The 20,651-nt window shown below is 41.0% G+C and carries 19 protein-coding genes; 15 read left to right on the top strand and 4 right to left on the bottom strand.

Going from position 1 to position 20,651, the window contains the following annotated elements; all coding sequences use genetic code 11:
• The first annotated feature begins 5 nt into the window (after positions 1-5).
• Positions 6-854, top strand: a complete 849-nt coding sequence (truC, locus tag Q4600_RS00265; protein ID WP_102527873.1) for a tRNA pseudouridine(65) synthase TruC — start codon at positions 6-8, stop codon at positions 852-854.
• A 156-nt stretch (positions 855-1,010) separates the two neighbouring features.
• On the opposite strand, the gene Q4600_RS00260 is transcribed toward truC, so the two are convergent.
• Positions 1,011-1,193 carry a hypothetical protein gene (locus Q4600_RS00260; protein ID WP_102527874.1) on the bottom strand — a complete coding sequence of 61 codons (183 nt, stop codon included), beginning with the start codon at positions 1,191-1,193 and terminating at the stop codon, positions 1,011-1,013.
• A gap of 157 nt (positions 1,194-1,350) precedes the next feature.
• Here Q4600_RS00260 and Q4600_RS00255 point away from each other — a divergent pair, with 157 nt between their 5' ends.
• The 3 genes from Q4600_RS00255 to purU all read left to right on the top strand — a co-directional run bounded on the left by Q4600_RS00255 (position 1,351) and on the right by purU (position 4,299).
• Positions 1,351-1,812 (top strand): flavodoxin, encoded by a 462-nt coding sequence (locus Q4600_RS00255; RefSeq protein ID WP_102527875.1) that lies wholly within the window; start codon positions 1,351-1,353, stop codon positions 1,810-1,812.
• Complete coding sequence (locus tag Q4600_RS00250) at positions 1,767-3,236, top strand: PTS transporter subunit EIIC (RefSeq protein ID WP_303512838.1); 1,470 nt, start codon at positions 1,767-1,769, stop codon at positions 3,234-3,236. Before Q4600_RS00255 ends, Q4600_RS00250 begins: the two co-directional genes overlap by 46 nt.
• Positions 3,237-3,417: 181 nt before the next feature.
• Positions 3,418-4,299 (top strand): formyltetrahydrofolate deformylase, encoded by an 882-nt coding sequence (gene purU, locus Q4600_RS00245; protein ID WP_303512841.1) that lies wholly within the window; start codon positions 3,418-3,420, stop codon positions 4,297-4,299.
• Positions 4,300-4,413: 114 nt separating this feature from the next.
• Here the strand turns inward: purU and dapD are convergent, their stop codons facing one another.
• The 3 genes from dapD to map are packed head-to-tail and all read right to left on the bottom strand — an operon-like array spanning position 4,414 to position 8,655.
• Positions 4,414-5,238: a 2,3,4,5-tetrahydropyridine-2,6-dicarboxylate N-succinyltransferase gene (gene dapD, locus Q4600_RS00240; RefSeq protein WP_102527878.1), complete on the bottom strand. Its 825-nt coding sequence runs from the start codon at positions 5,236-5,238 to the stop codon at positions 4,414-4,416.
• A gap of 20 nt (positions 5,239-5,258) precedes the next feature.
• Positions 5,259-7,838 carry a bifunctional uridylyltransferase/uridylyl-removing protein GlnD gene (gene glnD, locus Q4600_RS00235; protein WP_303512844.1) on the bottom strand — a complete coding sequence of 860 codons (2,580 nt, stop codon included), beginning with the start codon at positions 7,836-7,838 and terminating at the stop codon, positions 5,259-5,261.
• A gap of 25 nt (positions 7,839-7,863) precedes the next feature.
• A complete protein-coding gene (gene map / locus Q4600_RS00230) occupies positions 7,864-8,655 on the bottom strand; it encodes a type I methionyl aminopeptidase (RefSeq protein ID WP_303512846.1) in 792 nt (263 codons plus the stop codon).
• A gap of 336 nt (positions 8,656-8,991) precedes the next feature.
• On the opposite strand from map, the gene rpsB reads away from it, so the two are divergent.
• The 11 genes from rpsB to lpxD all read left to right on the top strand — a co-directional run bounded on the left by rpsB (position 8,992) and on the right by lpxD (position 20,635).
• Positions 8,992-9,720 (top strand): 30S ribosomal protein S2, encoded by a 729-nt coding sequence (gene rpsB / locus Q4600_RS00225; RefSeq protein ID WP_102527881.1) that lies wholly within the window; start codon positions 8,992-8,994, stop codon positions 9,718-9,720.
• Positions 9,721-9,836: 116 nt separating this feature from the next.
• Complete coding sequence (tsf, locus tag Q4600_RS00220) at positions 9,837-10,688, top strand: translation elongation factor Ts (protein ID WP_102527882.1); 852 nt, start codon at positions 9,837-9,839, stop codon at positions 10,686-10,688.
• A 67-nt stretch (positions 10,689-10,755) separates the two neighbouring features.
• Positions 10,756-11,487 (top strand): UMP kinase, encoded by a 732-nt coding sequence (gene pyrH, locus Q4600_RS00215; protein ID WP_102527883.1) that lies wholly within the window; start codon positions 10,756-10,758, stop codon positions 11,485-11,487.
• Positions 11,488-11,605: 118 nt separating this feature from the next.
• A complete protein-coding gene (gene frr / locus Q4600_RS00210) occupies positions 11,606-12,163 on the top strand; it encodes a ribosome recycling factor (RefSeq protein WP_102527884.1) in 558 nt (185 codons plus the stop codon).
• Between the two features lie 83 nt (positions 12,164-12,246).
• Complete coding sequence (locus Q4600_RS00205; protein ID WP_102527885.1) at positions 12,247-13,071, top strand: isoprenyl transferase; 825 nt, start codon at positions 12,247-12,249, stop codon at positions 13,069-13,071.
• 22 nt (positions 13,072-13,093) lie between these two features.
• Complete coding sequence (locus Q4600_RS00200) at positions 13,094-13,951, top strand: phosphatidate cytidylyltransferase (RefSeq protein WP_248954665.1); 858 nt, start codon at positions 13,094-13,096, stop codon at positions 13,949-13,951.
• Between the two features lie 6 nt (positions 13,952-13,957).
• On the top strand, positions 13,958-15,148 hold the full coding sequence (ispC, locus tag Q4600_RS00195) for a 1-deoxy-D-xylulose-5-phosphate reductoisomerase (protein WP_102527887.1): 1,191 nt from the start codon (positions 13,958-13,960) through the stop codon (positions 15,146-15,148).
• 14 nt (positions 15,149-15,162) lie between these two features.
• On the top strand, positions 15,163-16,548 hold the full coding sequence (gene rseP / locus Q4600_RS00190; protein WP_102527888.1) for a sigma E protease regulator RseP: 1,386 nt from the start codon (positions 15,163-15,165) through the stop codon (positions 16,546-16,548).
• Between the two features lie 30 nt (positions 16,549-16,578).
• On the top strand, positions 16,579-19,062 hold the full coding sequence (gene bamA / locus Q4600_RS00185) for an outer membrane protein assembly factor BamA (protein WP_303512864.1): 2,484 nt from the start codon (positions 16,579-16,581) through the stop codon (positions 19,060-19,062).
• A gap of 56 nt (positions 19,063-19,118) precedes the next feature.
• Complete coding sequence (locus tag Q4600_RS00180) at positions 19,119-19,616, top strand: OmpH family outer membrane protein (RefSeq protein ID WP_102527890.1); 498 nt, start codon at positions 19,119-19,121, stop codon at positions 19,614-19,616.
• On the top strand, positions 19,616-20,635 hold the full coding sequence (gene lpxD, locus Q4600_RS00175) for a UDP-3-O-(3-hydroxymyristoyl)glucosamine N-acyltransferase (RefSeq protein ID WP_303512867.1): 1,020 nt from the start codon (positions 19,616-19,618) through the stop codon (positions 20,633-20,635). Before Q4600_RS00180 ends, lpxD begins: the two co-directional genes overlap by 1 nt.
• Positions 20,636-20,651 lie beyond the last annotated feature (16 nt).

Genomic DNA, 20,651 nt, shown 5'->3' with positions numbered 1-20,651 from the left:
ATATAATGACAGAAGATAAATATATTAGTCCATTTGCTGATGATGAATACTTTGACGATGAAACGCTTAATACTGAGTTAGAGGAAAGCGATGAAGTCGCTCCTGAGTTAGAGATTTTATTTGAAGATGAACATATTGTGGCCATCCATAAGCCTGCCGGTTTATTGGTACATCGTTCATACTTAGCCAGAAAAGAGCGTTTTTTTGCGATGCAATTAACACGTGATTTAGTTGGATGTCATGTATTCCCTGTTCACCGCTTAGATAGGCCGACTTCAGGTGTATTGGTGTTTGCTAAAAGTAGTGAGGTGGCTAGGGCTTTATGTGAGCAGTTCGAGCTGCACCAAATTGAGAAAACCTACTTAGCATTAGTGCGGGGTAATATGCATGAAGCAGCTAGGCTGGATTACGCATTAAAAGTAGAACTTGATGATGTTGCCGACAAAAAAGCCCGCAAAGATAAACCTCCTCAAGATGCGGTGACTGACTATGCTCCTTTATTAAATACAGAAATTCCATTTAGTTCAGGTCGTTACTCGACGAGTCGTTTTTGTTTAATTAAATTAACACCGCAAACAGGACGTAAACACCAATTACGTCGTCATATGGCACATTTACGTCACCCGATCATTGGTGATACCACCCATGGTGACGGCAAACAAAATAAATTCTTCAGATCGCACTTTGAGATAAATCGACTGTGGCTGATAGCGAAATCTATTCGCTTTACCCATCCTGTCACTCAGCAATTAATGCATATTGAAACAGAGCTTGAGCAAGAGTGGTTAACGATTTTTGAACAGTTTGGTTGGCAAGAGCAACTAATTGATGAAGAGCCTATGCTGCTTGCCTAGTGCTAAATATTTAGTAATAGAAAATAGAAAATAGAAAAAGTTGAATAATAAAAAGAGATATCTGTCAGGGATATCTCTTTTTTCAATATTCTTTGATCGATATCATGACTGTCAATAACGAGCCAATAACAACCGCGACTATTGGACTAAAACGGACTAACTGGCCTTAAGCGGCACTTTAGTATGTTCTAGCAATACCGATTTAAGTTTTTCAAACTCTTCAATTTTTGCCAGAGGTTCACTGGTATCTTGTTGCTCACAACGAAAATAAAAATTACGGCGAATATGGGCTGATTTGTGTTGCAGTTTAAACAATCTGTGCCTGTTGGCCTGACGCATAACAGTAACCTTAACGAATGGGTAAGTTATTACTTTTGTTTGTATTTCATACTTGCAGCCTAGTATTAGAATACAGTATGGTGAAGTTATTAACCTCATAAAGCAGCGCACTGCTAAATGAATTATAGAAGTCAGTTAACTTAAAGAGAAGTATATCATGGAAAAAGTTAATTTAGTGTTTGGGACGGTATACGGTAGTGCTCAATTTGTTGCTGAAACATTGACCGATAAAATTGCCGAATTAGATTTCACGGCTAATCTGCTGCAGCCAGCCGATTTAACTGGTTATGTGCCCAGTGAAGATGAGTTATTGATTGTCGTTACTTCAACGACCGGGCAAGGCGATTTACCGGATGATATTGCCCAGTGGTTTAGTGAGCTGAAATCAGTGGCGCCATATTTACCTAAGTTGCAATACAGTATCATTGGTCTTGGGGATTCAAGTTATGAAACCTTTTGTGGTGCCGCTAAACAATTTGATGAGTTATTGTCTGAACTTGGGGCAAAAAAACTCACTGAGACATTAGAAATTGATGCATGCGAAACCATGGAACCTGAAACTGAAGCGACACAATGGATACCAGCTTGGCACGCGGCAGTTCAATCACTCGCCAGTTAAGACGACTTAGCCAGCAATGGTTTAAGTTTGCCCAGCGCCTGAGTCAGGCGCTGCTTATTCCTATTGCCATTTTACCCGCTGCCGGTGTAATGCTCGGTTTATCATTTAATCCACTCCCTTTTATTCCAGCAGAGCTGGCGACGGTTTTCTCCGCTGTTGGTAACCTCATTTTTACTATGATGCCTTTGCTTTTTGCGGTGGCGATATCGATAGGTTTTTGTAAAGATCAAGGCATTGCAGCATTTGTTGCAGTGTTTGGCTACGGGGTCTTTATATCTAGCCTAGGAGCATTTACTGCGATTTATGAGTTAAACTCCCGGCCAATATGGGGAATTGACACCATTGATACAGGTATTGCAGGCGGTATTCTTGTTGGCGCGTTAACCTGTTTTGTTGTTCGGTTAAGTCAGGATGTTAAGCTGCCTGCGATGTTTTCTTTTTTTGAAGGCCAGCGCAGCGCCGCGTTAATCATCATTCCTTTCACAATTGCTCTGGCTTTTTTACTTGCTCATATTTGGCCAACGTTAGCTTACTATATTGATTCACTATCGCTTTGGGCGGTATATCAAGATCCCGCAATTGCCTTCGGTGTTTATGGCACTATTGAACGTTTTTTGATCCCTCTTGGTTTACATCATATTTGGAATGCACCTTTTTATCTTGAAGTGGGTCAGTATTTTCATGAAGGAAAAATGGTTCGTGGTGAGATAGCACGTTACCTTGCAGGCGATCCGTTAGCGGGTAATTTAGCTGGTGGCTATTTAATTAAAATGTGGGGCTTACCTGCTGCTGCATTAGCGATTTGGCGCTGCGCGGATAAATCAGAGCGTAACCGTGTTGCCGGCATTATGTTATCAGCCGCAGCTACAAGTTGGCTTACGGGCATTACTGAGCCGATTGAGTTTGCATTTATGTTTGTGGCACCAGTGTTATTTGTTATTCATGCCATATTAACTGGGCTTGCTTATACCGTTTGTATTTTACTTGATGTTAACCATAGTGTGGTGTTTTCCCATGGGTTAATTGATTTCAGTTTATTGTTTGCTCAGTCCAGCAATACCAGTTGGTTCTGGTTTTTAGGGCCATTAACGGCCTTTATTTACTACCTTATTTTTAGAGTCAGTATTTTAGCTTTTAATTTGAAGACACCTGGTCGGTTAGAGCTTGACGACGATGGAAATAAAGAGAGTTTGAGATCAATGATCAGTGCCTTAGGTGGACCTGATAATATCGTTGAATTGAATGCTTGTTTAACTCGATTACGTATTGCGGTTGTCGATCCTAAGCTAGTTGATAAGCCTAGATTAATGAGACTGGGAGCAAAGGGCGTGATTAAAGTAGGCAAGGGGGTACAAGTCGTATTTGGTACTAAAGCAGAAAGCTTAAGAAAGCTGTTGCAGAAATATCTCGACACTCGTCAGTAAAATCCAAGTTTAATTATAGAATTATCATCTTTTAAGTCATATTTTTATACATATCCCATCTCAAGGCACTTATTTACTTCGCAATCATAAAAATATATTCCTGAATATTTATTTTCTCAAATGCTGTGTTATTAATGAATGGCTATAAGCGTTTAATTTTATTGATATGAGTAGTGTAATTATGAATACCCCCCCTTTAAGTCAACAAAGTGAAACAACATCGGCACCATTACCTCGGAAAATTTTAATTACTGATTGTGAAGATGCCCAAGGATTAATCGCGAACATCACAGGGGTTTGTTTTGCTCATCAGCTAAACATTATCAAAAACACCGAATTTGTTGATCATCAGCAAGGCCGTTTTTTCATGCGCACCGTGTTAGAAGGCAAGATTAATGATGAAGCGTTATTGGCAGATCTTCGTCAAGTTTTACCAGAACAAAACCACATGAAGTTAGTTGATGACGGTAAGAAGCGTATTGTGGTATTAGTGACTAAAGAAGCTCATTGCCTGGGTGATATTCTAATGAAGTCATATTACGGTGGTTTAGACGTCGAAATTGCGGCAGTCATTGGTAATTACGACATTTTACAAGGCTTAACGGAGAAGTTTGATATTCCGTTTCATTATGTGAGTCATCAAGGGCTTGATAGACAAGAACATGAACAAGCTATGCTTGAAAAGATAAAACGTTATTCGCCTGACTATATCGTGCTGGCCAAATTCATGCGTATTTTAACCCCTGAGTTTGTTGCAGAGTTTCCAAATACCATTATCAATATTCATCATTCATTCTTGCCGGCATTTATTGGCGCATCGCCTTATCGCCAGGCTTGGGAAAGGGGAGTTAAAATTATTGGTGCAACAGCGCACTTTGTGAATAACTGTTTAGATGAAGGACCAATCATTAAGCAAGATGTGATTAATGTTGATCATAGCTTTAGCGCTGAAGAAATGGCCCATAACGGCCGTGACGTTGAAAAGAGTGTATTGAGTAAAGCATTACAATTAGTGCTTGAAGAACAAGTGGTGGTGTACGGCAACAAAACCGTCGTGTTTTAAGCTGCTAGTTGGCAAAAATTCAATAAAAAAGGCTCAGTATCATCTGAGCCTTTTTACGTTAACATCGGAGTGCTTAGTGGTCGTTATGACTTATCACACTCAGTGTTTTATCGATTAATCGACGATACGTAATAATTCGTTAATGCCTACTTTACCGCGAGTTTTAGCGTCAACTTTCTTAACGATGATAGCTGCGTATAAGCTGTAAGTACCACATTTAGATGGTAGGTTACCAGAAACCACTACAGAGCCTGCAGGTACGCGGCCGTAATGCACTTCGCCAGTTTCACGGTCAAAGATACGTGTGCTTTGGCCAATGTATACGCCCATTGAAATTACGCTGCCTTCTTCAACCACAACGCCTTCAACAATTTCACTACGTGCGCCAATGAAACAGTTATCTTCAATGATTGTTGGGCCTGCTTGTAATGGCTCAAGTACGCCACCAATGCCAACACCACCTGATAAATGCACATTCTTACCAATTTGTGCACAAGAGCCAACTGTTGCCCATGTATCAACCATGGTACCTTCATCAACGAATGCGCCTAGGTTAACGTAAGATGGCATTAATACGGTGTTCTTACCGATAAATGAACCTTTACGAACGGTTGCTGGTGGAACAACACGAATAGCTTCTTCTTTAAAGCGTTCAGCTGTGTAGTCTGAGAATTTTTGTGGCACTTTATCAAAGTACTTAGTGTCACCGCCTTCAACAACTTCGTTGTCGAAAATACGGAAAGAAAGTAAAACAGCTTTCTTTAACCACTGATGTACATGCCATTCGCCATCAATCTTTTCTGCTACGCGAGCTTGGCCTTTATCAAGCATGCTAATAACAGTTTCGATATCTGCACGAACACTCGGCTCTACCGTGCTAGGTGTGATGTCCTGACGAGCCTCAAATGCAGCTTCTATGCGTTGGCGTAATGCCTCCATTACTTTCTCCCAAATTGTGTTTATTGATGTAAAGGTTGAGTAAGCGCCTCTGAAAGCGCTTCTGATAATTGTGTTTGTTGAGCTTCGTTGAGCGCTTGGCCTTGAGCTGTTTGTAAAATAAAGAAATCTTCTGCTCTTTCACCAATGGTGGTAATTTTTGCTGATAATAACGTGATATCGCAGCGGTAAAGTACATCACCTACTTTGGCGAGTAAGCCAGGGGTGTCCAGCGCAATTAGCTCCATCATACTTGTATCATGCTTCGCACCCGGTAAGAAACTCACTTGTGTACGAACTTTAAAAGGTTTCATGATTCGTGACATCTTTCTAAACTTTGGAGGTTTAGATTTTTGTGTCGCCAATCTCTTTTCAAGCGACTTTTTAATCGATTGAATACGTGAAAGCTGGCTGATTGGTTCGCCATCTTGCTCTAATATAACGAATGTATCTAAGGCGAAGTCATCGTTTGATGTCATGATGTTAGCATCATGAACATTTATGTTTTTGTTATCTAACACTGTCATAACAGTGGCGAATAACTTGGGTTTGTCTTTGGCGTAAACAAACAGCTCGCTGCCACCACGAGTCGTGTGCTTTGAAATTAACACGAGTGGCTTCTGTTTATCATGTTTGAGTAATGCTTCAGTATGCCATGACACTTGATTGGGTTGATGACGTAAAAAATAATCATCTTTGAATCGGCTCCACAGCTCATTAATCGCTTTTTGTTTAACGCCACGTCTTAATAATTCTTTTTGGGCTTTTTGCTGAATTTCAAGAACCCTGTCAGCCACATCGATTGGTTTTTCTTTGCCACGAGATAGTACCCGCTGAGTTGCAAAATATAAGTCTCTTAACAGAGAGCCTTTCCAGTTATTCCAAGCTTTGTGGTTAGTTGCGCAAATATCTGCCACGGTGAGGCAGTATAAATAACTTAAATGCACTGCATCTTGAACACGATCAGCGAATACTGCGACCACTTCAGGATCTGAAATATCGCGGCGCTGAGCGGTAACTGACATCACTAGATGGTTTTCAACTAACCATGCCACAAGTCGCCCATCGTGATCGCTTAACCCATGTAACTTACAAAAGTCTAATGCATCAGTGGCGCCTAATTTACTGTGGTCGCCACCTCGACCTTTAGCGATGTCATGAAATATGGCGCCTAACACGAGTAAGCCTTTCTTTGGCAATTGATTTATTAGGATTGCGCCCAGTGGGAACTCATCTTTTTGATCGGGTTGGGCAAAGCGTTCAATATTTAGCAGTAATCTATGTGTATGTTCATCAACCGTATAAGCATGGAATAAATCAAACTGCATTTGGCCTTCGATTTTACGCCATGCAGGTAAATAGGAAGATAAAATTCCATGTTTGTGCATTAACGATAATGCGGCAATCCCCCGAGGATGCTTCAAAATTGCCATGAAATACTTGCGGCATTCTGGGTTATCTTGCAATGGGGCTTTTAGACGACGTCTAGCTTGTCGCAATAGACGCAATGTTGGTGCATATATACGACGGACATTAGAGTTTTTGGCAACAAGTAAAAATAGATTTAGAATTTGCTCTGGTTGTTGTTCAAATAACTGGTCATCTAATACTTCAATGTATCGACCACGGCGTTGATACTTGTCATTAATTGGGTAAATGGTTAGCGAAGATGACAAGCTTAATGTGGCACGCTTAAAAAGCTGTAGCAGCATTTCATTAAGCTCCATCACACGTCTTACCGTGCGATAGTAACGCTTCATCATCTGCTCTACAGCGAGCTGAGTACCATCTTCAAAGCCCATCATGCTGGCGACTTGCCTTTGTAAATCGAATAACAATCGATTTTCGTTACGTCCCGAAATCATGTGCAGGCAAAAACGCAGTTGCCATAAAAAATCCTGACATTCTAGAAATTCTGTAAGCTCAACAGGCTCTAAGAAGTCGTGTGCAACTAATTCAGATAGTGAGGCCGCATCAAAGTGGCGCATGGCAACCCATGCGACAGTTTGAATATCACGTAACCCGCCAGGGCATGATTTTAAATTGGGTTCTAAGTCAAAGGCATTTGCTCTGAGGTGGCGTTGGTGCTGCTCTTCAATTTTGCCTAAGAAAAAAGTATCAGACGGCCAAAAATCTTCTTGTCTAATGGCATCATAAAGTTCATCGAACAATGCCTCTTGGCCAATAAGCAACCTGGCTTCAAGTAAATTGGTGGCGGTAGTGATATCGAGCTGACCTTGCTCTAATGTTTCTTCAATAGAGCGAACACTGTGACCGAGTTCTAATCCTGAATCCCAAAGATAGGTAATAAACTGACTGATGGCATCTTTAGCTTGTTGGCTGACACTATCTGATTGGGTTAATAATAGGAGATCGATATCTGAATGGGGATGAAGCTCGCCGCGACCATATCCGCCCACGGCAATAAGACTCATTTGATGATTATCTAAATCAAATTTGAGCCAGCTTTGTTTTAAAAGGTCATCAACAAATTGGCAACGCTGCTGCACGAGATCCGTTATTGGTTCATTAGCAGTAAATTGCTCCAATAAGCGCTGGTTAAATTCGATGAGCGTGTTTTTAGCTACCAGCGCAGTGTTCATTGATGTCCTTATTTTTACTTAAAAGTTAAATTGATCTTGGGAGGTCTTCTTCGCTTCGCAAAGTCAGAACTTCAACACCTGTTTCAGTGACAAGTAATGTATGTTCCCATTGAGCTGATTTTTTACCATCTGAAGTAGTTACTGTCCAGTTATCTTCTTTATCTAAAACAGTTGTGTAACGTCCAGCATTGATCATTGGCTCGATAGTAAAACACATGCCGGCTTTTAATACTGTGTTGTCATTATTTTTATAGTGTACGACTTGTGGCTCTTCGTGAAAGCCTTCGCCAATACCGTGACCACAGTAATCTTGAACGATTGAGTATTTATCTAAACCAGATTTACTGGCTTTAATAAATTTCTCAATGGCAGTACCAATTTCGCCTAGTTTAACCCCTGGACGAACTTTTTTAATCGCAAGGTACAAGCTTTCTTGAGCAATGCGAGCCAATCTTCTGTCTTTTGGGCTCACATCACCAATTAAAAACATTTTTGATGTATCACCATGGACGCCATCTTTAATGACTGTGATGTCGATATTCAAGATATCGCCATCTTTTAATGTGTAGCTACTAGGGATGCCGTGACAAACCACTTCATTTACTGAAGTACAAATAGATTTTGGGAATCCGTGGTAGTTAAGCGGTGCAGAAATAGCGCCGTGTTCTTCGGTAAATTTTGCACAAATGTCGTTAAGCTCATCTGTGGTTACGCCTACCTTGACGAAAGGTGCAATCATTTCTAATACTTCTGCAGCTAACTTACCAGCTACACGCATTTTTTCGATTTGTTCTGCTGTCTTGATGACTATGCTCATGAATTATCTCTTACCGTTATATCAGTCAAAAAAGGCGCAAATAAATTTGGCAAAATTTGTGCTTTACACCTAGTTATGGTATAAAGCGCGCCGTTGTGTTTAAGTCTTAATGAAGCTGTAATTTGAATAAAGTATAAATACTTTCTTCACTTACTGTTCCACTAAGCGTAAAATATGGCGGCCATTATACATGTTATAGATGGCAATTTAACTAAATACTAAATCACACACGTATCGACACATTCTTCGGGGTGCTCTTAGTGCGCTTTTTAAGCAAGCAAGAGTCGAAGGTATGGGATCCGTGGAGGTCTAACCCCCCAAATTAAGGTATATAAAATGACTACTGTTTCAATGCGCGACATGCTTCAAGCTGGTGTTCACTTCGGTCACCAAACTCGTTACTGGAATCCTAAGATGAAGCCTTTCATCTTCGGTGCTCGTAATGGTGTTCACATCATCAACCTTGAGCACACTGTGCCAATGTTCAACGAAGCACTAGCGTTCATCAGCAACGTTGCTTCTAAAAAAGGTAAAATCCTTTTTGTTGGTACTAAGCGCGCTGCTGGCGAAGCTATCAAAGAATCTGCAATGTCTTGTGACCAGTACTACGTTGATCACCGCTGGTTAGGCGGCATGTTGACTAACTGGAAAACTGTTCGTCAGTCAATCAAACGTCTTAAAGAGCTAGAAAGCCAGTCAGTAGACGGTACTTTCGACAAGCTTACTAAGAAAGAAGCGTTAATGCGTACTCGCGAGCTAGAGAAGTTAGAAAAATCTCTTGGTGGTATCAAAAACATGGGCGGCTTACCTGACGTATTATTCGTTATCGGTGCTGACCACGAGCATATCGCTATTAAAGAAGCTAACAACTTAGGTATCCCAGTTGTTGCTGTTGTTGATACTAACTCTGCTCCAGATGGCGTTAACTACATCGTTCCTGGTAACGATGATGCTATGCGTTCTATCCGTTTGTACACTTCTTCTGTTGCTGCAGCTGCTAACTCAGGCCGCGGTCAAGATTTAGCTGTTCAAGCTGAGCAAGACGGTTTCGTAGAAACTGTTTAAATAAGGCGTGATGGTTTCCATCCCCCTTATTAACCAATAAAAATTGGTGAGCAGGGGCCTTATGGGCCCCTGTTTTTAAATGCAATATTAGACGAATTAAAATAGAGGATTTAACAATGGCAATTACTGCTGCCCAAGTTAAAGAACTTCGTGACCGCACTGGTGCTGGCATGATGGACTGTAAAAAAGCATTGACTGAAACTAACGGTGATATCGAGCTAGCTATCGATAACATGCGTAAAAGTGGTGCTGCTAAAGCTGCTAAAAAAGCAGGTAACATTGCTGCTGAAGGTACAATCCTTATTCAAGGTGGCGAAGGTTACACAGCTTTATTAGAAGTTAATTGTCAAACTGACTTCGTTGCTAAAGATGGTAACTTCTTAGCGTTTGCTAATGAAGTACTAGCTGTTGCAGCTGCTTCTAAAGTATCTATTGAAGATCTTAAAGCACAATTCGAAGAAACTCGTGTTGCGCTAGTCGCTAAAATCGGTGAAAACATCAACGTTCGTCGCGTTGAATACATCGATGGTGCTGATCAAGCTTCTTACCGTCACGGCGACCGTATCGGTGTTGTTGTAACGGGTGAGGCAGATGCTGAAACGCTTAAGCACATCGCTATGCATGTTGCTGCTTCTAAGCCTGAATTCGTTAATCCAACTGACGTACCTGCTGATGTTGTTGCTCGTGAGCAAGCGCTTCAAGTAGAAATCGCGATGAACGAAGGTAAGCCTCAAGAAATCGCTGAGAAAATGGTTATCGGTCGTATGAAGAAGTTTACTGGTGAGATCTCTCTTACTGGCCAAGCTTACATCATGGAACCAAAGAAAACTGTTGGCGACATTCTTAAAGAGAAAGGCGCTTCAGTAACTAACTTCATTCGTTTAGAAGTTGGTGAAGGTATTGAGAAGAAAGAAGAAGATTTCGCTGCAGAAGTTGCTGCACAAATTGCTGCTACTAAAAAAGCGTAATTAAACATCTCTTCATACCCTAAAGCCGCAGCAACCGCTGCGGTTTTGTTATAATTAGGAAAAAATTATGAGCACCAATCCAAAACCTGCATTTAGACGCGTTCTTTTAAAGTTAAGCGGCGAAGCGTTAATGGGCGAAGAAGGCTTCGGTATTGACCCTAAAGTTCTTGACCGTATGGCGCAAGAAGTAAAGGAGTTAGTTGAACTTGGCATCCAAGTTGGGGTTGTTATTGGTGGTGGTAATCTATTCCGTGGTGAAGGCTTAGCACAAGCTGGTATGAACCGTGTTGTTGGCGACCATATGGGTATGCTTGCAACCGTAATGAATGGCTTAGCAATGCGTGATGCTTTGCATCGTGCCTATGTCAATGCTCGTTTGATGTCTGCAATTCCTTTAAAAGGTGTGTGTGACGATTATAATTGGGCAGAGGCAATCAGTTTATTAAAGTCTGGCCGAGTTGTTATTTTCGCTGCTGGTACAGGTAACCCGTTTTGTACAACTGATTCAGCTGCGTGTTTACGTGGTATTGAAATTGAAGCGGAAGTGGTATTAAAAGGAACAAAAGTTGATGGCGTATACTCAGCTGATCCTATGAAAGACCCTGAAGCTGTAAAATACGACTCATTAACTTATGATGAAGTATTAGAAAATGAATTTAAGGTGATGGACTTAGCTGCATTTACGCTAGCCCGTGACCATGACATGCCTATCTTAGTTTTCAACATGAATAAACCTGGTGCTTTACGTCGTGTTATCATGGGTGAAGAAGAAGGCACGCATATTAAAACTAAATCTTAATAGGTTAGTTTTTAGCTGACAATTTTCATTTGTACGACTGTCGACATAGTAAAATCTATGTGCCATTTTCAGAGAGTCGTTCAAATTATAAGTATTTGTGACCAAAAGGATATTTATCGTGATTGATACAATTAAAGAAGATGCTCAAGACCGTATGAACAAGTGTGTTGATGCTACTAAAAACCAAATGGCTAAAGTACGTACTGGTCGTGCTCACCCAAGCCTACTTGATTCAATTCAAGTGTCTTACTACGGTTCAATGACACCGCTTAAGCAAGTTGCAAATATTGGTATTGAAGATTCTCGTACCCTAAATGTAACCGTATTCGATGCGACTATGGTTCAAGCTGTAGAAAAAGCGATCATGAGTTCTGATTTGGGTCTTAACCCAATGACTGCGGGTAACGCAATGCGTATCCCATTGCCTGCATTAACTGAAGAACGTCGTAAAGATTTCATTAAAGTAGTACGTGGTGAAGCTGAAAATGGTCGTGTTGCCGTACGTAATGTACGTCGTGACGCTATCAGTGAAATCAAAAAGCTTGAAAAAGCGAAAGAGTGTACTGAAGATGATGTTCGTCGTAGTGAAGATGAAATTCAGAAGTTCACCGACGCAAGTATCAAAAATATTGATGGAATTTTAGCTGCTAAAGAAAAAGAATTGATGGAAGTCTAATTCTCGTCCTAGCAAAGCTAGAGTTAAAGCGCCGTGTAAGGTTATACTACACGGCGTTTGTCTATTTGAAAGGGTTGTAATAGATGTCATCCACTGTTGGATATGAGCCAAAAACACAATCGAGTGCTGATATAGAATCGTCGGAAATTTTGCCTGGTCAACTTTCTGATGTGGTTAAGCAGTCGCTTCCTAAACACGTCGCTATAATTATGGACGGTAACGGTCGCTGGGCTCAGCAACAAGGAAAGCCAAGAGTGTTTGGTCATAAGGCTGGGGTTAAAGCAGTGCGCCGCGCTGTGAGTGTCGCCAGTCAACTGGGTATTGAGTCGTTAACCTTATTCGCTTTTTCAAGCGAAAACTGGCGTAGACCAGATAAAGAAGTCAGTTTATTAATGGAATTATTTTTCTCTGTCTTACAAAGAGAAATAAAACTGTTACACAATAATCAAGTTCGATTAAATATCATTGGGGATATCAGTCGTTTTTCTGCACGTTTACAAAAACAGATCGACAAAGCACAACAACAAACTGCAGGAAATACAGGGTTGGTTCTCAATGTTGCCGCAAATTACGGCGGGCGTTGGGATATTTTACAAGCAGCTCAAAAGCTAGCAGATAAAGTCGCTCAAGGTGAAATTGAATCAAGTGAATTGACTGAAGAAACATTAAATCAACAGCTTTGCATGAATGAGCAAAATGAAGTTGATTTGATGATACGTACAGGCGGTGATTACCGTATTAGTAACTTTATTTTATGGCAGGCTGCATACGCGGAATTAGTCTTTACTGAGACTTTGTGGCCAGATTTTAATGAGCAGGCATTTAAAGATGCCCTTGCTGTTTTTGCCAGTAGGCAACGTAGATTTGGTTTGACGGGTAGTCAAATCGAAGAAATACGTGCTATTTAAAAATATTTAAGAGGCTTTTGCTTTGTTAAAACAACGAATTATTACAGTGTTATGGTTACTTCCATTAGTGATTGGCGCCATATTCTTCCTTCCTACTGAGTACTTTGCTTGGGTATTAATCCCTGTCTTTATGATTGGTGCAAAAGAGTGGGGTAGTTTTATTGACCCTAATTGCACTGCAACCCAGTGGACATTTACAGTCACTGTTTCGCTTATTCTAGTGGCGCTTAACTTCTTTGTCCCTGTCGAGAGTTTATGGCTTAAGGGGCAATTGCACCCAATTTATTTTGCCATTATTACCATTGGTCTATTTTGGTGGATTGTTAGTACAGTATTAGTATTTAGCTTTCCTAAAAGTGGTAGCGTCTGGAAAGACAGCCACATGCTTAAATCCATGTTTGGCCAATTGACACTTATCCCTTGTTTTGTATCGTTAATTACCCTTAAATCAATCAGTGCAAACGTTGACCCATACTTTGGTGCTAGTTTAGTGTTTTTAGTCATGTTAGTGGTTTGGGCTGCTGATACTGGTGCTTATTTCGCTGGACGTTCATTGGGCAAACATAAACTAATGCCAAATGTTAGCCCAAATAAGACTTTAGAAGGCTTAGGTGGTGGTTTAGCCGCGACTATGGCTGTTGTTATTGGTGTGATGTATTACTCCCCAGAACAAGAGTTAGGTTTAGTGATAGCAGTTACCTTAATCACAGCCGTTGCTTCTGCATTTGGTGATTTATCTGAAAGCATGTTTAAACGTGCTGCCAATATTAAAGATTCAGGTAAAATCTTACCTGGACACGGCGGTGTATTAGATAGAATGGATAGCCTAACAGCGGCATTACCTGTCTTTACCTTTATTTACCTTGCGTTCTGGATTTAATTTACCATGCAAAATATGGTTATTCTTGGAGCCACGGGCTCGATTGGTAGCAGCACATTAAGTGTGATGAGTCATAACCCTGAGCAGTTTAAGGTTTATGGTCTAGTGGCCAATTCAAGCGTGGATAAAATGTTAGCGCTGTGTATTAAGCACCAACCACGTTTTGCGCATATGGTGGATGCAACAGCTGCGAAAACACTTAAGTCAATGTTGCCAGCTAACCTTGCGACAGAAGTTATTACCGGTGAAGATGAACTGATTGGCTTAGTGACTTCATCCAGTGTTGATACTGTGATGGCAGCAATTGTTGGCGCAGCGGGGCTAAGATCTACATTTGCAGCTGTAAAAGCAGGTAAAAGAGTATTGTTAGCCAATAAAGAAGCCTTGGTAATGTCCGGTGAGCTCTTTATGAATACGACTCGCGACAGTGGCGCCACGTTACTTCCAGTCGATAGTGAGCACAATGCGATTTTTCAATGCATGCCAGCAGAAGTGCAATCAAATCTTGGCCAATGTGATTTATCCGCTGCGGGTATTTCGCATATTTTGCTGACAGGTTCAGGTGGACCATTTTTAACAGCAGATCTTGCGACGTTAGATGCGATGACCCCTGCTCAAGCTTGTAATCACCCTAATTGGTCAATGGGGCCTAAAATATCAGTTGATTCAGCGACTATGATGAACAAAGGTCTTGAGTTTATTGAGGCTCGTTGGTTGTTTAATACCAATGCCGAACAACTCAAAGTTGTTATTCATCCTCAAAGCGTCATTCATTCAATGGTGCAGTATTTAGATGGCTCGGTTATCGCGCAAATGGGTAACCCAGATATGCGTACACCGATTGCTCACTGTATGTCTTTTCCTGAAAGAATTTACGCTGGAGTTGAACCTTTGGATTTTTTCAAAGTCCGAGAATTAAGCTTCTGTGAACCTGACTATAATCGTTTCCCTTGTTTAGCACTGGCAATGCAAGCCTGCGAAAAAGGCCAAGAAGCAACAACAGTGTTAAATGCTGCCAACGAAATAGCCGTTGACGCATTCTTACAGCAACAAATTAAATTTACAGATATCGCTCGCATTAACGAGGTTTGTTTAGAAAAAACGCCTCAATCTTCATTAAGCAGTATCGAAGATATTATGAGTTTAGATGCACAAGCTCGTACCATCGCTAAAGAAGCAATCAAAGCAATTAACTAGTTCGTAGGAGAACGATGTTCGATTTTTTTTGGAACCTAGGGTCATTTATTGTCGCACTGGGTATTTTGATTACTGCACATGAATACGGACATTTTTGGGTCGCACGTCGTTGTGGTATCAAAGTAGAACGTTTTTCTATTGGTTTTGGTAAAACCTTATGGCGCAAAATAGGCAAAGATGGAACTGAATACGTCATTGCAATGTTGCCATTGGGTGGCTATGTCAAAATGCTGGATGAACGTGTTGAAGACGTACCTGATGAGTTGAAAGATCAAGCTTTCAATCGTAAAACTGTTTGGCAACGTATAGCTGTAGTTTCAGCGGGTCCCATTGCTAACTTTTTGTTCGCGATAGTTGCCTTGTACATTATGTACATGATTGGTGTTTCTTCCCTGAAGCCTGTCATTGATACAACAAGAGCGAATACACCTGCGGCACAAATTCAGCTGCAAGAACCTATGCAAATTGTTTCAGTGTCAGGGCAAAAGGTGAGAAACTGGGAAGAAGTTAACCTTGCATTGGTGAGTCATATAGGTGGTACAGAGCTGGATATTAGCCTAATGCCGCTTTCTTTATCTGCACAAAATACTTCAGCACAAGAACAAGCTCAAGTAACAACGTATCAGCTGGATATCAGAAATTGGCAATTTGATCCTGATAAAGAGTCACCGATTACAGCAATGGGATTGGGTATTTATCGCCCTGGTATTGAACCTATTATTGCTTTGGTTACTAAAGGCAGTGCTGCTGAGATGGCAGGGTTAGCTTTAGGCGACGAAATCCTCGAAATTAATCGTCAGCCTTATCAAGATTGGAATGGTTTTGTAGATGTGATACAAACGTCTGCGGACAAAGATGTAGAACTAACAGTTCTAAGAGAAAACAAACAAAAGACCATCATTGTTACTCCTCAGGCGCAGACAAATGCTAATGGGGAAACAATTGGCGTTGTAGGTGTTAGCCCGACTCAAATAGATTGGCCTGAAAGTATGCGCTTCCAGCTTGAGTATGGCATAGTAGATTCCTTTACAGCTGCTGCAGATAAAACATGGCAACTGGTGGTTGTCAGTTTTAAAATGATTGGAAAACTATTTACCGGCGATGTGTCGGTGAAAAACTTGAGCGGTCCGATTTCTATAGCCCAAGGTGCTGGTACCAGTGCTGACTATGGATTGGTGTATTTTCTCGGGTTTATCGCACTCATCAGTGTGAACTTAGGCATCATAAACTTAATGCCTTTGCCAGTGCTTGATGGGGGACACTTGCTGTATTACTTTATCGAAGTGATTACGGGTAAGCCTGTACCAGAGAAGGTACAGGATATAGGATTCAGGTTTGGTGCGGCTATGCTGCTGTTGTTAATGAGCGTTGCGCTTTTTAACGATTTTTCCAGACTCTGAGCAGGGAACACAAATAATTAGAAGTGCTCTATGAGATTGAATAAACTTTTTGCCTCGATGATTTTAGTCGGTGCGTCATTTTCAGGCAATGGTGTGGCTGAGACTTTCCAACCATTTGAAGTGACCGACATCCAGATTGATGGTTTACAACGAGTTGCACTAGGTGCTGCCTTGTTAAGTCTCCCCGTTAAAGTGGGCGATACTGTTGACCAAGTAAAATTACAACAAGCGATTAAAAGCTTGTACGCCTCCACTAACTTTGAAACGATCAATGTTGCCCGTGAAGACGGCGTATTGATTGTGACTGTAAAAGAACGTGCAACAATCAGTGCAGTTACCTTTGAAGGTAACAAAGATATTAAAGATGAGCAGCTTCAAGAAAGCTTGGATGGCTCGGGAATTAAGATCGGTGAGTCACTTGATAGAACCATGTTATCCGGCATTGAAAAAGGCCTACAGGATTTCTATTACGGTGTGGGTAAATACGGTGCAAAAGTTGAAGCGGAAGTTATCAATTTACCTCGTAACCGTGTTGAACTTAAATTCAACTTCACTGAAGGCTTAGCAGCTGAAATTCGCCAAATTAACGTGGTGGGTAACTCAGTATTTTCAGACTCTGAAATTATCGGCTTACTTGAGCTTAAAGATTATGTGGCTTGGTGGGATTTATTCGGTGAACGTCGTTATCAAAAACAAAAGCTTCAAGCTGACTTAGAGACGGTTAAAACCTATTATCATAATCAGGGTTATATTCGATTTGAAGTCAGTTCGACTCAAGTTGCAATGACTCCAGATAGAAAGGGACTTTATATCACCATCAATGTTGATGAAGGTGAAAAATATAAAGTGTCTGAAGTTAACTTAACCGGCGAACTAATGGGCCGCGAAAAGTTAATGAAGGCTATTTTGCCAATCAAAGAAGGCGATATGTACAACGGCGGTGATGTGACTTTCACCGAAGAAATGTACAGTAAATATTTAGGCCGTTTTGGTTATGCATACCCAGAAGTTAAAACTTTCCCAGAAATTAACGACGAAACCAAAGAGGTTTCATTAAATATTAATGTTAATCCAGGTAAGCGTGTCTACGTTCGCTCAATCAACTTTAGTGGTAACGCGGTTACCAAAGATGAAGTCATGCGTCGTGAACTGCGCCAAATGGAAGGTGCATGGTTGAACTCGGCGCAAGTTGAGCAATCAAAAGCGCGTTTAAACCGTTTGGGATACTTTGAAACAGTAGATACCGAGACTGTACAAGTTCCAGGTAGCGATGATTTAGTTGACGTTGCATTTAATGTGAAAGAGCAACCTTCAGGTTCGTTTAATGCTGGTGTGGGTTACGGTACTGAGTCTGGTTTGAGTCTTCAGTTTGGTGTTCAGCAAAGTAACTTCTTAGGTACTGGTAATCAGGCTGGTGTCAGCTTGAATACTAACAAGTACTCTAAAAATGTTAACTTTTCTTATACTGACCCATATTTCACTAAAGATGGCGTGAGTTTAGGCGGGAGTATTTACTGGAATGAATTTGATGCGAACGAGGCTAACCTTGAACGCTATAAAAACAAATCATACGGCATCGCGTTAAACTCAGGTTTTCCGATCAATGAATATAACCGCTTAAATGGTGGCATTGGTTATCGTCATAACTCGATTTCAGAAATTTCAGCATATGAACAAGCATTACGTTTTTATAATGTATATCGTGAGTCAGATGATCCTAATGCTGATTTAAGTTTTGATAACTTTGAGATGAATGGCGGCTGGTCTCGTAGTACGCTAAACCGTGGTACGTTCCCAACTGATGGTTCGTCACAGCGCTTTAGTGCTAAGGCGACAATTCCTGGTTCAGATCTGCAGTATTTTAAAACAGATTTAGATACTAACTTCTATTTACCATTAACCCGAAATCACGGCTTTGTATTATTGACACGAGCTCGATTAGGTTACGCGAATGGTTATGGTAGCTTCAACCAGAACGATCAAATTTTACCATTCTGGGAAAACTATTATTCTGGTGGTAGTAGTTCATTACGTGGCTTTAAGTCTAACTCTGTTGGCCCACGTTCATTCTATCTCTTCCGTGGTAGTGAGCCATGTGCACCGGATCCATCTGGTGACAGCTGTTCTTTACCTGGTGAGCCTAACCTAATTCAAGTGAGTTCTGGTCGTTCTATTGGTGGTAACGCCATTGCGACTGCGAGTATGGAAATGATTGTTCCAACTCCGTTCTTGGATGAGGCTTATTCTAATTCAGTACGTACTAGTTTCTTCGTTGATGCCGGTAACGTATGGGATACCGAGTTTGATTATGACTCGTATAGATATCTTCCAGCTGATGAGTTTGATAAATTGGAAGATTATAGTGACCCAAGTCGAATCCGTGCCTCTTGGGGTATGAGTGTTCAATGGTTATCACCGATGGGACCTATGGTGTTTAGCTTGGCTTGGCCGATTAAAGAATACGAAGATGATGAAACTGAAATATTTTCGTTTAATATTGGCAAAACATTCTAAAACAAATATATTCGGCAAGTTTTGCTGATCATAACAAGGAGTCTATTTTGAAAAAGATGGTAAATCGCGCGTTAGTAACAATGGCATTTTTAAGTGCACCTATGATGGCACATGCTGAAAAAATTGCTGTGGTTGATATGGGCGAAGTCTTTGAGCAACTACCTCAACGTGAACAAATTTCACAATCACTAAAAACTGAATTTGGTGATCGAGTTGCTGAAGTACAAAAAATGCAAGAAGAAATGCGTACTATGGTTGAAAAGCAGCAACGTGACGGTGCGTTGATGAGCGAAAGCCAGAAAACAGATCTTGTTCGTAAAATGGAGTCATTAAAATCAGACTTCCAACTTAAAGGCAAAGCACTAGATGAAGACATGCGTCGTCGTCAAGGTGAAGAGCAAAACAAGCTGTTAGTTCAAGTTCAACAGGCTATTGACACCATCGCTGAAAAAGAATCATATGATATCGTTCTTCAACGTGGTGCAGTTATTTATGTTAAGCCTGACGCTGACATCAGCGATAAAGTTGTTCAAGTGTTAAGTAAAGGCAACTAATGAAAACTGTGACTTTAAAAGAGCTTGGTCAGCTGTTGGGCGCATCAATAAAAGGTGACGAATCATTGGTCATAACCAGTGTAGCGACCTTAGAAGATGCGACTCAAGATCAACTTTCTTTTTTAGCCAATAGTAAGTACCGTGCACAGCTTGAGGCTTCTCAAGCTGGTGCGGTGTTATTGAGTGAAAAAGATGCTGAAGATTACCAAGGTAATGCTTTAGTTTTGAAAGATCCTTATGTCGGCTTTGCCCGAATAGCTCAACTTCTCGATACCACTCCGAAAGTGACTACTGGCATTCATCCGTCAGCTCAAATCGACCCTTCTGCTCAATTAGGCGATAATGTGGCTATTGCTGCCAATGCTGTCGTGGGCGCAGATGTTATTATTGGCAATGATGTTCAAATAGGTGCAGGCTCTGTTGTCGGAGAACAATCTATTATTGGTTCTGGGACTTGCTTAAAAGCGAATGTTACTTTTTACCATAATGTCATTGTAGGTCAGGATTGTATTTTCCACTCAGGTTCTATCATCGGTTCTGATGGTTTTGGTTATGCTAATGAAAAAGGTAACTGGATTAAGATACCGCAAACTGGTGGAGTGAGAATTGGCGATAATGTCGAGATCGGTGCAGGAACAACTGTTGATTGTGGCGCACTTTCTCCTACAGAAATTCATGATGGTGTGATAATCGACAACCAAGTGCAAATCGCACACAACTGTATCATTGGCCAGAATACTGCAATTGCGGGTGCCACAATTATTGCTGGTAGCACAAAAATCGGTAAGTATTGTATTTTCGGTGGCGGCTGTGGTGTCTCAGGGCATTTAAATGTCGTTGACGGGACTCAAGTATCTGGTGGTACCAATGTAACTAGTGATATTCGTAAACCAGGTCTGTATTCATCTGCTACAATTGCAATGGATAACAAGACGTGGCGTCGTAATACTGTTCGTTTTCGCCACTTAGACGAATTATTCAATCGTGTTAAAACGATTGAAAAGAAAATCAAAGATTAGAAGTCATGGCTCGACA

Origin of the sequence: Shewanella sp. 2_MG-2023 (assembly GCF_030548905.1) — a bacterium.
GTDB lineage: Bacteria > Pseudomonadota > Gammaproteobacteria > Enterobacterales > Shewanellaceae > Shewanella > Shewanella electrodiphila.
The sequence above is the reverse complement of the archived record's forward strand: the minus strand, read 5'-3'. Positions and strand labels throughout refer to the sequence as shown.

Coding starts and splice junctions, on each gene's coding strand:
- lpxD (WP_303512867.1), top strand. CDS start 19,616: ATGAAAACTGTGACTTTAAAAGAGCTTGGTCAGCTGTTGGGCGCATCA.
- glnD (WP_303512844.1), bottom strand. CDS start 7,838: ATGAACACTGCGCTGGTAGCTAAAAACACGCTCATCGAATTTAACCAG.
- Q4600_RS00205 (WP_102527885.1), top strand. CDS start 12,247: ATGTCATCCACTGTTGGATATGAGCCAAAAACACAATCGAGTGCTGAT.
- rseP (WP_102527888.1), top strand. CDS start 15,163: ATGTTCGATTTTTTTTGGAACCTAGGGTCATTTATTGTCGCACTGGGT.
- bamA (WP_303512864.1), top strand. CDS start 16,579: ATGAGATTGAATAAACTTTTTGCCTCGATGATTTTAGTCGGTGCGTCA.
- map (WP_303512846.1), bottom strand. CDS start 8,655: ATGAGCATAGTCATCAAGACAGCAGAACAAATCGAAAAAATGCGTGTA.
- Q4600_RS00250 (WP_303512838.1), top strand. CDS start 1,767: ATGGATACCAGCTTGGCACGCGGCAGTTCAATCACTCGCCAGTTAAGA.
- truC (WP_102527873.1), top strand. CDS start 6: ATGACAGAAGATAAATATATTAGTCCATTTGCTGATGATGAATACTTT.
- tsf (WP_102527882.1), top strand. CDS start 9,837: ATGGCAATTACTGCTGCCCAAGTTAAAGAACTTCGTGACCGCACTGGT.
- Q4600_RS00255 (WP_102527875.1), top strand. CDS start 1,351: ATGGAAAAAGTTAATTTAGTGTTTGGGACGGTATACGGTAGTGCTCAA.
- rpsB (WP_102527881.1), top strand. CDS start 8,992: ATGACTACTGTTTCAATGCGCGACATGCTTCAAGCTGGTGTTCACTTC.
- purU (WP_303512841.1), top strand. CDS start 3,418: ATGAATACCCCCCCTTTAAGTCAACAAAGTGAAACAACATCGGCACCA.
- pyrH (WP_102527883.1), top strand. CDS start 10,756: ATGAGCACCAATCCAAAACCTGCATTTAGACGCGTTCTTTTAAAGTTA.
- ispC (WP_102527887.1), top strand. CDS start 13,958: ATGCAAAATATGGTTATTCTTGGAGCCACGGGCTCGATTGGTAGCAGC.
- Q4600_RS00260 (WP_102527874.1), bottom strand. CDS start 1,193: ATGCGTCAGGCCAACAGGCACAGATTGTTTAAACTGCAACACAAATCA.
- dapD (WP_102527878.1), bottom strand. CDS start 5,238: ATGGAGGCATTACGCCAACGCATAGAAGCTGCATTTGAGGCTCGTCAG.
- Q4600_RS00180 (WP_102527890.1), top strand. CDS start 19,119: ATGGTAAATCGCGCGTTAGTAACAATGGCATTTTTAAGTGCACCTATG.